The following is a 15,062-nucleotide window of genomic DNA, read 5'->3' on the forward strand; positions in this document are numbered from 1 at the left end:
CCCTTTCAAAATCGCATCGGTGCTTTACAAAGCAGCAGCATTTGCAGTAAAATTCCGCACCATTTTGAAATAAGCTGGCGTTGATGCCAGCGGCAAACCGAATTTATTAAAGGTGAGAGTTACATGCCGGTAATTAAAGTACGTGAAAACGAGCCGTTCGACGTAGCACTGCGTCGCTTCAAACGTTCATGCGAGAAAGCAGGTGTTCTGGCTGAAGTTCGTCGTCGTGAGTTTTATGAAAAACCAACGACCGAACGTAAGCGCGCTAAAGCTTCCGCTGTGAAACGTCACGCGAAGAAACTGGCTCGCGAAAACGCACGCCGTACTCGTCTGTACTAATTGGTTGAGGGCCTCAGCCCTCAATTGACAGACAGAGTAATAGTCGTAAGGCCGTGCTTCCGGAAGGAATGCGCGGCTTGTTTTCGTTTATAAGTCGCTTAAATTTTGGGGCATATGGCCGGAAGAATCCCACGCGTTTTCATCAATGACCTGCTCGCCAGAACCGACATCGTCGATCTCATCGACGCGCGGGTAAAGCTGAAAAAGCAGGGCAAGAATTACCATGCGTGCTGTCCGTTCCATAACGAAAAAACCCCCTCCTTCACCGTAAACGGTGAAAAGCAGTTTTACCATTGCTTCGGCTGTGGTGCTCACGGTAATGCCGTTGATTTTTTAATGAACTACGACAAGCTCGAGTTCGTTGAAACCGTCGAAGAGCTGGCGGCAATGCATAACCTTGAAGTGCCGTATGAAGCAGGCAGTGGGCCAAGTCAGATCGAGCGCCATCAACGGCAAACGCTGTATCAACTGATGGATGGCCTGAATTCGTTTTACCAACAGTCTCTTAAGCACTCTGCGGCTGAGCCTGCGCGTCAGTATCTGAACAAGCGCGGACTGAGCGACGATGTCATTGCGCGTTTCGCTATTGGCTACGCCCCGCCCGGCTGGGACAACGTGTTAAAGCGTTTTGGCGGCAATAGCGAAGATCGTAAATCTCTCATCGATGCAGGCATGCTGGTCACCAACGACCAGGGACGAAGCTACGACCGCTTCCGCGAACGGGTGATGTTCCCAATCCGCGACAAGCGAGGCCGGGTAATTGGTTTTGGTGGTCGCGTGCTGGGTGATGCCCTGCCGAAGTACCTCAACTCCCCGGAAACCGATATTTTCCATAAGGGCCGCCAGCTTTACGGTCTTTATGAGGCGCAGCAGGATAACGCGGAACCTCCGCGTCTTCTGGTCGTCGAAGGCTATATGGACGTCGTTGCGCTGGCGCAGTACAACATCAACTACGCGGTGGCGTCGTTAGGAACGTCCACGACAGCGGATCACATTCAGCTGCTGTTCCGCGTGACCAACAACGTGATTTGTTGTTACGACGGAGACCGCGCCGGACGCGATGCCGCCTGGCGCGCGCTGGAAACCGCGCTACCCTATATGACCGACGGGCGTCAGCTGCGCTTTATGTTCCTGCCCGACGGTGAAGACCCGGATACGCTGGTGCGTAAAGAGGGTAAAGCGGCGTTTGAAGCGCGGATGGAGCAGGCTCAGCCGCTCTCCACGTTTTTGTTTAACAGCCTGATGCCGCAGGTCGATTTGAGTACCCCTGACGGGCGCGCGCAGCTCAGCACGCTGGCGCTGCCGTTAATCAGTCAGGTGCCCGGCGAAACGCTGCGCATCTACCTGCGTCAGGAGCTAGGCAACAAGCTCGGCATTCTGGATGACAGCCAGCTTGAACGTTTAATGCCTAAACAGGCTGAAAACGGCACGGTTCGCCCCGCGCCTCAGCTAAAACGCACAACCATGCGTATACTGATAGGGTTACTGGTCCAAAACCCCGAGCTGGCGCCACAGGTGCCGTCGCTGGCGGGTTTGAACCACGAAAAATTGCCCGGACTTGGCTTATTTTCAGAACTGGTCAACACGTGTTTGTCTCAGCCAGGTCTGACCACCGGACAACTTTTAGAGCATTATCGCGGCACAAAAGAGGCCGCTACCCTTGAAAAATTGTCGATGTGGGACGATATAGCAGATAAGGACATTGCAGAAAAAACGTTCACCGACTCACTCAACCATATGTTTGATTCGATGCTTGAGCTGCGCCAGGAAGAGTTGATAGCTCGCGAGCGCACACACGGTTTAAGCAGCGAAGAACGCCGGGAGCTCTGGATGATTAACCAGGAACTGGCAAGAAAATAAGTGAAAGACAAAATCATTCGCGTTGTATCAAGGCAGCAAGCGAACGAAGTCCTGGGAGTGTACATAAGTACATGACCAGGATGAGAGAACGTAGCTAACGCAGAGACAACGTGAAGGATCAAGTATTTAACGGCTTAAGTGCCGAATATCGATCGGGAAGCCCCCGGCAGCCGCACTGAGAGGCAGCGGCAAAAATATAAGTACGCCCTCGCTTTAAAGGTTGGCAGCCCCATCGCCGACACCAATCAAACGAATTAAGTGTGGATACCGTCTTATGGAGCAAAACCCGCAGTCACAGCTGAAACTTCTTGTCCAACGTGGTAAGGAGCAAGGCTATCTGACCTATGCCGAGGTCAATGACCATCTGCCGGAAGATATCGTCGATTCAGATCAAATCGAAGACATCATCCAAATGATCAATGACATGGGCATTCAGGTGATGGAAGAAGCACCGGATGCCGATGATCTGTTGCTGGCTGAAACCTCCAACAACACTGACGAAGATGCGGAAGAAGCTGCTGCACAGGTACTGTCCAGCGTGGAATCTGAAATCGGGCGTACCACTGACCCGGTCCGCATGTACATGCGCGAAATGGGTACCGTTGAACTGTTGACCCGCGAAGGCGAAATTGACATCGCAAAACGCATCGAAGACGGGATCAACCAGGTTCAGTGCTCTGTTGCCGAATACCCGGAAGCGATCACCTATCTGCTGGAGCAGTACGATCGCGTTGAAGCGGAAGAAGCGCGCCTGTCTGACCTGATCACCGGTTTTGTCGACCCGAACGCTGAAGAAGATATGGCGCCTACCGCCACTCACGTCGGTTCTGAGCTGTCTCAGGAAGAGATGGATGACGACGAAGACGAAGATGAGGAAGAGAGCGACGACGACACCGCGGACGATGACAACAGCATCGACCCGGAACTGGCGCGCGAGAAGTTTGCCGAGCTGCGTACCCAGTACGAAGTGACGCGTGACACCATCAAAGCGAAAGGCCGCAGCCACGCTGCCGCTCAGGAAGAGATCCTGAAGCTGTCTGAAGTGTTCAAACAGTTCCGCCTGGTGCCAAAACAGTTCGACTACCTGGTGAACAGCATGCGCGTGATGATGGATCGCGTACGCACCCAGGAACGTATCATCATGAAGCTGTGCGTTGAGCAGTGCAAAATGCCGAAGAAGAACTTCATCACCCTCTTCACTGGCAACGAAACCAGCGAAACCTGGTTCAACGCGGCTATTGCGATGAACAAGCCGTGGTCTGAAAAACTGCACGACGTGAAGGACGATGTCTATCGCGGTCTGCAGAAGCTGCAGCAGATTGAAGAAGAGACCGGCCTGACCATCGAGCAGGTTAAAGATATCAACCGTCGCATGTCCATCGGGGAAGCGAAAGCCCGCCGTGCGAAGAAAGAGATGGTTGAAGCGAACTTGCGTCTGGTTATCTCTATCGCCAAGAAATACACCAACCGTGGTTTGCAATTCCTGGATCTGATTCAGGAAGGCAACATCGGTCTGATGAAAGCGGTAGACAAGTTTGAATACCGTCGTGGTTACAAGTTCTCCACCTACGCAACCTGGTGGATCCGTCAGGCTATCACCCGCTCTATCGCGGATCAGGCGCGCACCATCCGTATTCCGGTGCATATGATTGAGACCATCAACAAGCTCAACCGTATCTCCCGCCAGATGCTGCAGGAGATGGGCCGCGAGCCGACGCCAGAAGAGCTGGCCGAGCGCATGCTGATGCCGGAAGACAAGATCCGTAAAGTGCTGAAGATCGCCAAAGAGCCAATCTCCATGGAAACACCAATCGGTGATGATGAAGATTCGCATCTGGGTGATTTCATCGAGGATACCACCCTCGAGCTGCCGCTGGACTCTGCCACCACCGAGAGCCTGCGTGCCGCAACGCACGACGTCCTGGCTGGCCTGACCGCCCGTGAAGCAAAAGTCCTGCGTATGCGTTTCGGTATCGATATGAACACCGACCACACGCTGGAAGAAGTGGGTAAACAGTTCGACGTGACCCGCGAACGTATCCGTCAGATCGAAGCGAAGGCGCTGCGTAAGCTGCGTCATCCAAGCCGCTCTGAAGTACTGCGTAGCTTCCTGGACGACTAACCTGTCCTGACCGTGAAAAAGCTCCCAATCGGGAGCTTTTTTTTTGTTTATTCCCTCTCCCTTTGGACTGTGGGCTCCCCAGTAATTTATAAGCAGAAGCAATAACCTTGTTTCAGAACGAGTGAAGACTTTCAGCGATGCTCTGGTCCGGCTGTAAATCGCTGAGGCGTTTCCTGCAGGCCGGGGCGAGGCGCATGGATGCGCCGAGAGGGCGGGTCGCCAGGGTGGTGGCGACTGAGCCATCCTGGCACGTTCACAGGTCATGTCGTGACAGAGTAGCAAGGAACATAAAGTGAACGGAATGACCACCACGGCCGTATATTCCCCTCACCCTAACCCTCTCCCCGGAGGGGCGAGGGGACTGTTCCGTGCTGCCATAACGTTGTGGGGATCCCTCAGTCATGTGGGGAGAGGGTGAGGGCATCAGGCCGCAGAGGATTAAAGCCCCCGCACCATCAGCGCCTCATCGAGCTCCCGATACGCCTCTACCAGCTTATCCAGCGTCGCCCTGTTGAGCCCGCTCGGGTTCGGCAACACCCACACCTGCGTCACGCCAATCATGATGCTCTGCTTACCCCACTTAGCCCCGCGCTGGCTAAATGCTTGCTCGTAGGCCTGCTTGCCGAGGATCGCCAGCGCGGCAGGCTGGTAGTCTTCAATCTTCTTCACCAGCTCCCGCCCGCCGCTGCGCAGTTCATGCAGGTTGACCTCGCTTGCCTGCACCGTCGGCCGCTCGACCAGCATGGTTATGCCGCAGCGCGTGTCCAGCAGGTGCTGCTCCTCTTCAGGCTTGAGTAACCTGTCGGTAAACCCGGCCTGATAGATCACCTTCCAGAAGCGATTGCCCGGATGGGCAAAGTGAAAACCGGTGTGCGCCGAGGACTTGCCCGGGTTAATTCCGCAGAACACCACCCGCAGGCCAGGGGCCAGAATATCGTTGATCATCTTTACTCCCGCTGATACATCGTTATGGAAGTATAAAGGATTGATTATGCGTTGTTTATAAAAACAGCAGGCAGGTGTGAATGGCTGGATTGCTGCGGGGAGTTACTTTATAATTCACCGCCACGGCCCCTTAGCTCAGTGGTTAGAGCAGGCGACTCATAATCGCTTGGTCGCTGGTTCAAGTCCAGCAGGGGCCACCAAATTTTCCCTCTAGTATCAGTAATATATCCATCGCAAATCCTTGTAAAACTAGCTGTTCTCTTCCGTTGTGTCGCAAAAGTGTCGCACGACTTAGCCACTGCGAGCCAACGCACCAACATTTCAAACGATGAGTTAGAGGAAAATGGAAAGAAAAATTCCGCAGCCTTTAGTGTCAGTTGTAGCCGATCACATATCATCCGTAGAAACCCACGCTAGTTTAGATAGTCTTTTTTTCTATGCCGATGCTCCGGGAGATGCTCCCGAAGGTTCAAAGCATGTAAAAGCTTTAGAATGGTTACGTAGAATTAATAAAGTATGCGAAGACCCTTTATCGGTACTCGGCAAGTTGATCGAGGGGTACATGGAGAGTGAGGAATCTTACCCTACACCATCGCCGTTCAGCTTTCTTGCAGATAACAAAAACGAGCCAACCTTCAAAGAAAACGTAAATAAAATGTTGGCTAAATACGGTTTTTCTTACATGACAGGCGGCTTTATTGCTTCTGGTGGATCGAAGCCATCGCTATCATTGCAAGAGGCAATTGTAGGTAGAAACATGCCTGCGATTGAAATGGAATTCAATCGAGCCCTGGAGCACATTCAAAAAGAGCCAAAAGAATCAGTTTCGGCTGCATGTAACATTCTTGAATCTGTATGCAAAATTTATATTACAGACGAAGGTTTACAAATGCCCGCCAAACAAGACCTTCAGAGCGTCTGGAAGGTAGTGAAAGATAGTTCAGGTATGAATCCACAAGTCATTGAAGATAATGATCTGCGCAGAATCCTCACAGGATTGTTCTCTATAGTAGATGGTATCGGCGCTTTTCGTACACATGCCAGCACAGCACACGGCGCAGGAAGGAAGTCCTATAAGGTTCTGCCTCGCCATGCAAGGCTTGCAATTAACTCAGCTCATACGCTTGTTTTGTATATTCTTGAGTCATGGGACGAGAGGAAAAAGAAAGAATAGATTTCAGTTTTTATATAACAGATTACTGTCCACAAACCCGCACCCTACTTGGTTTCGCGGGTTTCTATTTCCCTCCTCGCACCAACATAACTTGATCCATTCAACTCACAAAAATTAAAAAAATATTCATATTTTTCTGGATGTTAAGCTCACAATCAGATCCTGTTAAGATCCACTAAACTGAAAAACACTGAAATTCTTTTCACTCTTTTCAGTTCTGGTTTTACGCAAAGGCGCCAGCACTGGCGCGGTCTGGCGGTCTGGTTTGAAGAAAAATAAAACTGAAAAATTTTTATGATCCAAAAACCGCAGGTGGGTGCAGTGTAGTGCGATTTTTGTCTGCGAAAGATTTTTTTTGCCATGCTGTGACGCGCCAGCGCTCTGCTGTCGATACGATCTACTTTCAGGATGGCGCTGCTGGAACACGCCAGAGCGCTGCTGGTTGCGCGTGGTAAAGTCTGTTTGTGAGGATAGAGAGGAGACATTCCTGGTGGGGGATGAGGGGCATAAAAAAACCCGCTTTCGCGGGTTATGTTCTGGAATGGTTTACTTGCCAATCACCGGGGAGTATTTGCCGTTTAGCGTGTCCGCTTTCGCTCCGGTGCTCCGGATGGCTTCCGCGTTGTTCGGTGCTCCCGTGTTGCTGTGTGCGTGGCTTGCCGTTTGCTCTGCCAGCTCTTTAACCACATCGAGCGTGTCGAGCATCAGCTGTGCCACTTTGATTGTGGCAGAGCCAATCCATACCACTGGGGCAATAATCTGCTGTTGCACGGCCGCCACGCTTTTACGTATCTGGCCAATTTTCTCGATCAGGTCTTTACCCGTTGTGACTGTCTGGCTCCTGGCTATGTCCGTTTCATCATTGCCGCCGATACTCGCCACGCGGTAATTTACTGCCTGGCTGTAATCGCCTGTACATACCTGCTGAATGGCTCCGGCCATCAGCGCGGACGTGCCCAGCACCGTAACTTTATCCGTGGCCTTAATGGTAGTTTCCCGGCTCACCAGCTCCCGCTGTTCCGTGTCGGTCTTAACCATCCGCGCCATCGATGTTTCACTGATCGTCTGGTCTGTCTCACCCAGTCGACCGCCTGGGTGACGCGCTGTGACACTTCCGCACGCTGCTGTTGCAGCTGCTCGCCAGGCTGGATATCCGGCAAGCTGGTTCCCTCCGGCACGGTCTGCCGCACAAAGGGCTTATCCGGCCTTCCGCCAGTAAAAGCAATTTCAACCAGTGTCCCTTCGGGTGGAAACTTGAACATCCCGGAATCATTACCCGCCATAGGAACCGGCAGCGGCACAGCTGAGTAAACAGGCGTGTCTTTATCCGGGTTCCCCAGCGATTGCCCCCATATTTACAGTGGCGCTCAACGCGCAAAATTGCATGTTGGCTTCAGTGGCGTTATTGATCGGAACGGATGGGAGGCAGTTAATCTGCCCCAACATTCCATCCAGTAACCGCGCATCTTCGGTGTAATCGGTGATAGCCAAAAGCTCATCGCAGGTCAGGCGATGCGGTTGAACCGGGTTCAACTTATTGCGGAGGATCTGTGAACGCATACCAACGGCAGCGGCTACATCTTCCAGATTGTGCGCCAGCGCAAACGCTCGGCAAGCTGCATCGAAATAAGCGTGTTTAGATGTCTGATAATCAAACATTGTTAGCCCCTCCCTAATCCGTACGATGAATTACGCGTTAAGCGAAACATCACATTCGCTTAACGCCATTACGGTTAAGGCGGCCATGTTCACTTCAACCAGCCCTTTTTTCTGTGCACCTTTAGGCTTGATAGGGAGTTTTCCGTAGGAAATCAAATTCTCAGCAGTACTTCGCGACATGCCAGTACGGCGGCAATATTCATCAAGTGGAATGTATGGATCGGGGATCACGATTGTAATGTTGGGACGCATAATGCAAACTCCTCTTGTTGTGGATACGCCAATATCCACTGTTATTAACCTATATTCGTAAAAAGCTACACCAAGGAGAGGTTAGATCGCATTAAGCGACAGACCAATAGATTTATCGCATTTTGCGAAAACCTGACTAAATTATGGGCAAATTCTCTTACGGACAAATCAGCCACAGCAGTGAAGTACTCGACAGAGTGATTAATGCTTATGGCTTTACGTCTAAGCTGATGCTTGCCGATCACTTTGGAATGGCATCGAGTAGCCTGGCTGGACGCTACAAACGAGGCGGCTTCCCCGCTGACATGGTAGTTAGGTGTGTAGCTGAAACTGGCGCATCGTTAGAATGGCTTGCTACTGGTCAAGGCAGGAAATTTGACGACGAAGAACTCGATATTATAAAAATGCCTCGTCGAAAAATCGTTGATGGCCTTCTTTACGATGCTGGCATGTACATGTTGGATAAGGTCTCATTCCTCCCGGCAGTCCCTTTACCTAAGTCCCCAATCTGCGTCCTAGAAGGTAATAGCCAATTTATCGTGGATCCCTTATTTACTGAGGTTTATGACGATCAGTGGTTGGTTGAAATTGAAGGTAAAATAAGCGTTCGCACACTTACCCGCATCCCAATTAAGAAAGTCAGAGTAAGTGGCGTCGGCATGGCCTTTGATTGTGCAATAGAAGATATAAAAATTCTTGGTAGGGTTGTATTAACAATAAGATAAGCATAAGGATTTGAAGATGATTGACTACAAAACAGCATCAAAAGACCAACTCAAAGCGGAGATGAAACGCTTAGCTGGCGTTGTATCTGACACGCCCTTTGGTACTAAAAAAGAATTCTTTCATCTCCCTGAAATTTTAAACTCGGGCGAACGTCCGGTGGCCATTGCCAGTGGCATGATGGACGGCAACACCTGGCTCATCACACTGACAAATAAACGCGTAATTTTCCTTGATAAGGGCATGATTTTTGGTGTTAAGCAGGTTGACATCAACCTCAACAACATTGTGAGCGTAGGCGGCAAGACGGGGATTATGTTTGGTGAAATTATGATTTCTACTAGCGGCCAAAACTACACAATCAAAAATGTCATGAAAGGCTCAGTTATACCCTTCACAAATTTAGTGAACGAAACAAAAAACTCTCTGAACTCCCCTGCCTCGCAACAACAAGAACCGACCAAAGACACTCAATCATTCGATGATCAAATGGCGAAAATTGAACGTCTTGCAAAAATGAAAGAAGAAGGGATTCTTACAGAAGAAGAATTCCAGCAGCAGAAAAAACTCATTTTGAATGGTTAATTTATGTCTGTAAGAAAGTTAGCTAACGGCCAATGGGTTGCTGATTTTTACGCTGTAGACAGAACTGATGGTAAAGACGGCAAGCGGGTTCGTAGGAAGTTTGCCACTAAAGGCGAAGCGCTGGCGTTTGAAAATTACACACTGCAAAAATTTGAGGACACGCCCTGGTTAGGCCAGGGCAAAGACAAACGTCGTCTTTCGGATCTAGTCCATCTCTGGTTTGAGCGCCACGAAATAACTTTGCGTGACGGCGAGAAACGTGAAAGCACCATGCTCTGGGCAGATCAGTGCATTGGGTCGCCCCTGGCTACTGAATTCTCAGCCCAGCTTTTCACCGCGTACCGGGCAAAAAGGCTCGATGGCCATTTTTCCCGTACTAAGCGCGTCACTCAGGTTTCGCCTCGCACCATGAACTTAGAGCACGCGTATTTCCTCGCTGTGTTCAATGAATTGAAACGACTTGGCGAATGGGAAGTGCCAAACCCGCTAGATAACATTCGACAGTTCAGAACAGAAGAAAGTGAGATGGCCTTTCTTACTGGAGAGCAGATTGACAGACTCTTAGAAGAAAGCCGCCACAGTTCTGCTAAAGATTTGGAGATGATTGTTAGAATTTGCCTGTCTACTGACGCTCGCTGGGGAGAGGCTGAGAAAATAAAGCACAGCCAAATCGGTGCTGGGAAGGTCCCATTTATAAAAACGAAAGGTAAGCACAACCGCACGATACCATTAGACCCAGCAATCATAGCTGAACTGCCCAAAAAGAAGGGAGCGTTTTTTAGTCCGTGTTATTACGCTTTTAGATCTGCTCTGGAAAGAGCTGGAATTGAATTACCGGCCGGGCAGTTGACGCACGTTCTCAGACATACCTTTGCTTCCCATTTTATGATGAACGGCGGCAACATACTAGTCCTTCAAAAAATCCTCGGACACACCGATATCAAGATGACAATGCGTTACGCTCATTTCGCGCCAAACCACTTACAAGAAGCATTGAGATTAAATCCTTTAAATAATATTCACAAAAGAGAAATTCAATGAACAAAAGCAACCTAGAATTATATTTAGATTATTATCTAGGACTGGACGCCCCGGGTTTTGCTGTTCTAGTTACTGGTGAATGGGGTTCAGGAAAGACGTTCCAAGTAATGAAAGCAATACCTCGTGAATTACAATGTCATGTAAGTTTATTCGGAATCAGCGAATCCCAAGAAGTTTATAACACAGTATTTGCTAAAATGTTTCCCGGCAAAAACTTTGCCAAGAAGTTTCTAGATATAACAAAGGATCTATCTGCCGAACTGAATGGTGTTACCTTCGGAGCTGGTTCCTTAGCCGGAAATATACTTAGTCCACTAATCAAACTAACTGTAGATCGGAATAAAGTAATAATCTTTGATGACCTTGAGCGTTGCCCAATGTCGAACAAAGAAATATTTGGCGTTATAAATCAGTATATTGAGCATCATCAATGCAAAGTAATCATACTAGCTCATGACAAAGAAACTCATGATGATTTCATCAAAACCAAAGAAAAAATCATCGGTCACACAATACAAATTGAACCTCAAATTGATGATGCTGCAGGTGTTTTCTTTAGTGAAAAATTCAAATTAAATAATTTCAACGCCATAAAGCCAGTAATAATTGGTGCATTTTTAAAAAGCAATTGCAAGTCACTGAGGATATTGAAATATTTAATCAATGATTGTCATAGACTCCTTGAGTGTCTTGAGCCTGTTCATTTAAAACACACTATAGCAATGAAAGCGCTCTTCAATTTCTTTTGCATAGTTAACATTGAATATAAAATGGGTAATATAAGCACTGTTGATATAGAAGAAATTCCACAGGACTATATTCAATATGCAATTATATTACAACAAGATGTCAACCAACCTGAATTAGATGAACCAACAAAAAAAAGAATAGCATTTTATCGCAAGTATAATGACATGGATTTAAGAAGCGATACTTTAGATTACGAGTTAACTGCTAAAATAATTAAAACTGGTGATTACTCGAAAGAAGAAATAGTCAAGTCTCTAGGTGTTTCAAAATTCTTTATTCAGAAATTTGACAACCCACCGTGGCTAACGATAATTAACTTTGATAATCAAGAGAGCACAAATGTAAGGTCAGCCATTGTTGAAATGTTTGATAAATTTAAAGGAACAACAATGACTAACATAGGGGAAATAATGCATAGCTTCTGCCTGTCTTATATGCTCTCTGAAAGAAATGAAATTAAATATAGTTTCGAATATTTATTTAACTCTCAAATAAATTACATTGACTCTCTTTTAGAAAAAGATTTACTACTTCCTGAACCATTAAATCCCGATCCATTCAGCGATGATATATACGAGCGTTCAGATTCACATATGTATTGGATAAGCGACTCATACAGAGATTACATTAATAAAATCGTTGACCATATAAGAAAATGTAGAAAAATAGCTAAGATCAAAAGATATCCCATTTATGTTAATGAAATCCTTGAAGCATTAGATACCAATATAGACTATTTCAAGAAGTTACTGATTGGTACTTCCAATGAAGCTGGATTATATTCTAATATAGATATTATGAATTATATTGACCCCGCCGATTTCATTAATCACTGGCTTAAACTTCCTGTTGAACTATGGAGTAAGGTTGGTTCGATCTTAAATGCGCGTTACAGGGGGGCTGCACATAACAATCTTGCTAATGAAAAGCAATGGGTGCAAACGGTCTGTGATAATCTCCTAATTCAAGCGGGATTACATAGCGGATTAGATCAATACAGGATAGAAAGGCTTGTACTACACCATGCGTTAAAGTCTTTCTAGTGTCGCAAAAGTGTCGCACTAACTTAGGGTTATTGGCCAACTTTGGTGGACATTGATTTCTTATCTCATTGATTTTACATGTTTTAATATGGTTCTCATAATCGCTTGGTCGCTGGTTCAAGTCTAGCAGGGGCCACCAGATACAGCAAGGGCTGGCGCTAAATGCGCTGGCCCTTTGTTTTTTCCGGGGATATACCGAGGATATTTCAGAAAAGTAGCCATAGTGATTTATGGTTAATTTATGACCACCCACACCATCTGCCCCCTACCTCCAGCGCTGTGGTTCCCAATTAACCTGCCAGTCCATACACAATGAAAACGCATATATAGATACAGAAAAAATGTCGGTTCAGTTGGTTCACAGTTCTGTAAGCCACGCTAGCACTGAATTTATTCGAACCAACATACGGCAAAATGAGGTTAGTTCAGCCCCGCAAAAAGTTACTGGTGGCACAGATAGATTGAGCCAAAAAGTCATTAAATCACGCCGTATTCACAATTATCTACCAGGTGCTGTCCTCTAATTCTCGGAGGGAAAATCCCTGAGGGAAATTTTCGCCTGTTATTTTTGGTTTTTTCATGGATGTAATCATGCGTGCTTCTGGTAGTGGCCGTAAGCTCACCAGACTTTACGTAATGCGGTTAATCAACTAATAACTCAAATCAAGAATGAATTAAACCGATTCACTGAAATTATTATTTATATTCATTTATTAAAAAAACAAATATAGGTAACAATGGTGATATAAAAACTTACAACCAGAAAAATAATGAAGGAGTATTGTTTGGTTAATTTGTCAACTAAATGGAGTTAATTAGCATGGCTATACCCATTTATCTCCTGCTTTGCAACGATGAAGGGAAGCAGATAAAAGGTGGCTCTGATGTTCGTGGCCGGGAAGGCAGCATTGAAGTAGTAGGTATGCAGCACGATTTGTTTATTCCTGCCGATAACATGAGTGGAGCATTAACCGGAACGCGACAGCATGAGGCGTTTACATTTGAAAAAGAGATAGACCCATCAACCCCACTTCTTTACCGGGCCTTAACTACAGGTCGGACCCTGGCAAAAGCCGAATTCAAACTTTACCGCATCAATAATAACGGCATGGAAGAAGAATATTTCAATGTCGTGCTGGAGAACGTGAAGGTGTGCCACGTTGTGCCAATTATGTTTGATACCAAAGATCCCGATTTCGAAAAACACGGGCATATAGAGCATGTAGGCCTGCGTTACGAAAAAATCACGTGGAGCTATGTCGATGGCAACATCCAGCACGCCGATAGCTGGAAAGACCGTAAAACAGCATAAGGAGATCACCATGGCTAAATGGCTTTATAAGCAAAGCACCGGCGAACTGTTTAAAGATGGAAAACTGATTGAAACAGGTTACTCCGGCGCCCTCACCATTAAAAATAATCCAGACCGTGAGCATGTTCGCGGTATGGGGCCAATTCCACGCGGTATATGGAAAATCGGTAGTTCCGGCACCAGCAAAGGACCGCTGACAATTAAACTGAAACATATTAGCGGCAATTCATACGCGCGTGACATGCTTTCTTTCCGTATGCACGGTGATAAGCGCGTCGGTATACCCGGATACGCATCTGAAGGCTGTATTATTATGAGTCCTTCAACCCGTCTACTTGTGAGCAATGATATAGGCGCATTGCTGGAGGTTGTACGATGATCCGCATAATTGCAATTTCCATCGTATTGTTGCCTGTGTGTGCAATGGCAGCTTCTACGGGTGGTGAATGTGCAGCACCCGGTCATTATATCGAAGGTATGCTGCTAACCAGCATTAAGAACGAGCTCGGCATTGATCTGACGTCTATCCAGTACAGCAAAACAACAGTGGAAGTGCTTGATGTGCTGCCAGTGTCAGATGTATTCGCCAGAAAAATGGCGATTGCAGATAGCCAGGCAGATTTAGAGAAATCAGCTGATATCAGGCTTTCTGAGAATGATTATTACAATATGTATCACGACAGGCATGTACTGACCGTGACGGCAAAATATACTTTTACGGACAAAAAAGGCAAACGTAGTGAATTCATTTCTTCAGCGTTCGTCAACGATGATGAATGCTCAGTACGGTACAATGGTTTTTTGACTTTATCGCGCGAATTTTGAATAGCAAAATCCAGGCATAAAAATGAGCATTACGCAAAACCCGACGAAAGGCAGTTTTTTTCCGCCTTCAAAAAGTGATGTTGCCTTTTGGTGTCTGGTCGTAATCCTCCGGTGGGTGCTGCTGGCTTCATATAATTAAGCCACTCAATTGAGTGGCTTTTTTATTGGTTTTTTGAACCGATGACGCAGCCGCTAACCGTGGTTCAGCGAAGCCGTTCGGACACGCTCAGAGGCACCAGGGGTCGCAATCAGGCGCTCCACGGACTCCATCGTCACGAACGTACAGCTGCAGTCCACATTGGTGCACTGGTGATAGCGCTCTTTGGTATTTTCACTTAGATAGCGACTGGTACGCGCATGCGCAGAGTGCTTGCACTTAGGACAATGAAACATGTACCCCTCCACTTAATTCACATTTTGTGAATCAATAAT

15 protein-coding genes, 1 tRNA gene and 2 pseudogenes are annotated in these 15,062 nt (G+C 47.3%); 12 read left to right on the plus strand and 6 right to left on the minus strand.

All coding sequences use genetic code 11. The features are described 5' to 3' along the window. Positions 1 to 123: 123 nt before the first annotated feature. The 3 genes from rpsU to rpoD all read left to right on the plus strand — a co-directional run bounded on the left by rpsU (position 124) and on the right by rpoD (position 4,321). On the plus strand, positions 124 to 339 hold the full coding sequence (rpsU, locus tag ACMGGQ_RS17655; protein ID WP_001144069.1) for a 30S ribosomal protein S21: 216 nt from the start codon (positions 124 to 126) through the stop codon (positions 337 to 339). Positions 340 to 453: 114 nt separating this feature from the next. Further along, the gene (dnaG, locus tag ACMGGQ_RS17660) at positions 454 to 2,199 is read left to right on the plus strand and encodes a DNA primase (RefSeq protein WP_420290349.1); all 1,746 of its coding nucleotides are present in this window, start codon (positions 454 to 456) and stop codon (positions 2,197 to 2,199) included. Between the two features lie 274 nt (positions 2,200 to 2,473). Continuing rightward, a complete protein-coding gene (gene rpoD, locus ACMGGQ_RS17665) occupies positions 2,474 to 4,321 on the plus strand; it encodes an RNA polymerase sigma factor RpoD (RefSeq protein ID WP_023333459.1) in 1,848 nt (615 codons plus the stop codon). A gap of 438 nt (positions 4,322 to 4,759) precedes the next feature. On the opposite strand, the gene mug is transcribed toward rpoD, so the two are convergent. Beyond that, the gene (gene mug / locus ACMGGQ_RS17670; RefSeq protein WP_008503183.1) at positions 4,760 to 5,266 is read right to left on the minus strand and encodes a G/U mismatch-specific DNA glycosylase; all 507 of its coding nucleotides are present in this window, start codon (positions 5,264 to 5,266) and stop codon (positions 4,760 to 4,762) included. Positions 5,267 to 5,390: 124 nt separating this feature from the next. Here mug and ACMGGQ_RS17675 point away from each other — a divergent pair. After that, positions 5,391 to 5,466 (plus strand) — tRNA-Ile (locus ACMGGQ_RS17675). A 143-nt stretch (positions 5,467 to 5,609) separates the two neighbouring features. Further along, positions 5,610 to 6,440 (plus strand): abortive infection family protein, encoded by an 831-nt coding sequence (locus ACMGGQ_RS17680; protein ID WP_420290350.1) that lies wholly within the window; start codon positions 5,610 to 5,612, stop codon positions 6,438 to 6,440. Between the two features lie 165 nt (positions 6,441 to 6,605). On the opposite strand, the gene ACMGGQ_RS17685 is transcribed toward ACMGGQ_RS17680, so the two are convergent. The 4 genes and pseudogenes from ACMGGQ_RS17685 to ACMGGQ_RS17700 all read right to left on the minus strand — a co-directional run bounded on the left by ACMGGQ_RS17685 (position 6,606) and on the right by ACMGGQ_RS17700 (position 8,351). Continuing rightward, positions 6,606 to 6,866 carry a hypothetical protein gene (locus ACMGGQ_RS17685; protein WP_420290351.1) on the minus strand — a complete coding sequence of 87 codons (261 nt, stop codon included), beginning with the start codon at positions 6,864 to 6,866 and terminating at the stop codon, positions 6,606 to 6,608. Positions 6,867 to 6,986: 120 nt separating this feature from the next. Continuing rightward, positions 6,987 to 7,777 (minus strand): annotated as a pseudogene (locus tag ACMGGQ_RS17690) (hypothetical protein); the annotation flags it as partial. Continuing rightward, a pseudogene (locus ACMGGQ_RS17695) lies at positions 7,773 to 8,099 on the minus strand (phage regulatory CII family protein); the annotation flags it as partial. The pseudogenes ACMGGQ_RS17695 and ACMGGQ_RS17690, both read right to left, overlap by 5 nt. 30 nt (positions 8,100 to 8,129) lie before the next feature. Next, entirely contained in the window at positions 8,130 to 8,351 is a 222-nt protein-coding gene (locus ACMGGQ_RS17700) for a helix-turn-helix transcriptional regulator (protein ID WP_015460844.1), read from the minus strand. Between the two features lie 143 nt (positions 8,352 to 8,494). Here ACMGGQ_RS17700 and ACMGGQ_RS17705 point away from each other — a divergent pair, with 143 nt between their 5' ends. From ACMGGQ_RS17705 to ACMGGQ_RS17735, 7 genes are all read left to right on the plus strand, one after another. Then, positions 8,495 to 9,076 (plus strand): phage repressor protein CI, encoded by a 582-nt coding sequence (locus ACMGGQ_RS17705; protein ID WP_420290352.1) that lies wholly within the window; start codon positions 8,495 to 8,497, stop codon positions 9,074 to 9,076. A gap of 16 nt (positions 9,077 to 9,092) precedes the next feature. Further along, positions 9,093 to 9,659, plus strand: a complete 567-nt coding sequence (locus tag ACMGGQ_RS17710; RefSeq protein ID WP_420290353.1) for a PH domain-containing protein — start codon at positions 9,093 to 9,095, stop codon at positions 9,657 to 9,659. A 3-nt stretch (positions 9,660 to 9,662) separates the two neighbouring features. Beyond that, on the plus strand, positions 9,663 to 10,700 hold the full coding sequence (locus ACMGGQ_RS17715) for a phage integrase (RefSeq protein WP_420290354.1): 1,038 nt from the start codon (positions 9,663 to 9,665) through the stop codon (positions 10,698 to 10,700). Beyond that, positions 10,697 to 12,493 (plus strand): hypothetical protein, encoded by a 1,797-nt coding sequence (locus ACMGGQ_RS17720; RefSeq protein ID WP_420290355.1) that lies wholly within the window; start codon positions 10,697 to 10,699, stop codon positions 12,491 to 12,493. The genes ACMGGQ_RS17715 and ACMGGQ_RS17720 overlap by 4 nt, the downstream gene beginning before the upstream one ends. An 820-nt stretch (positions 12,494 to 13,313) precedes the next feature. Further along, entirely contained in the window at positions 13,314 to 13,805 is a 492-nt protein-coding gene (tssD, locus tag ACMGGQ_RS17725; protein WP_167213393.1) for a type VI secretion system tube protein TssD, read from the plus strand. A 10-nt stretch (positions 13,806 to 13,815) separates the two neighbouring features. After that, positions 13,816 to 14,184, plus strand: a complete 369-nt coding sequence (locus ACMGGQ_RS17730) for a DUF2778 domain-containing protein (protein WP_420290356.1) — start codon at positions 13,816 to 13,818, stop codon at positions 14,182 to 14,184. Next, positions 14,181 to 14,630 carry a Shiga toxin A subunit gene (locus tag ACMGGQ_RS17735; protein ID WP_167213387.1) on the plus strand — a complete coding sequence of 150 codons (450 nt, stop codon included), beginning with the start codon at positions 14,181 to 14,183 and terminating at the stop codon, positions 14,628 to 14,630. The genes ACMGGQ_RS17730 and ACMGGQ_RS17735 overlap by 4 nt, the downstream gene beginning before the upstream one ends. A 192-nt stretch (positions 14,631 to 14,822) precedes the next feature. Here the strand turns inward: ACMGGQ_RS17735 and ACMGGQ_RS17740 are convergent, their stop codons facing one another. After that, on the minus strand, positions 14,823 to 15,023 hold the full coding sequence (locus ACMGGQ_RS17740; RefSeq protein ID WP_029741756.1) for an ogr/Delta-like zinc finger family protein: 201 nt from the start codon (positions 15,021 to 15,023) through the stop codon (positions 14,823 to 14,825). Positions 15,024 to 15,062: the final 39 nt, after the last annotated feature.

It is taken from the genome of Enterobacter sp. BNK-13 (genome assembly GCF_048685015.1).
Taxonomy (GTDB): Bacteria; Pseudomonadota; Gammaproteobacteria; order Enterobacterales; family Enterobacteriaceae; genus Enterobacter; species Enterobacter quasiroggenkampii.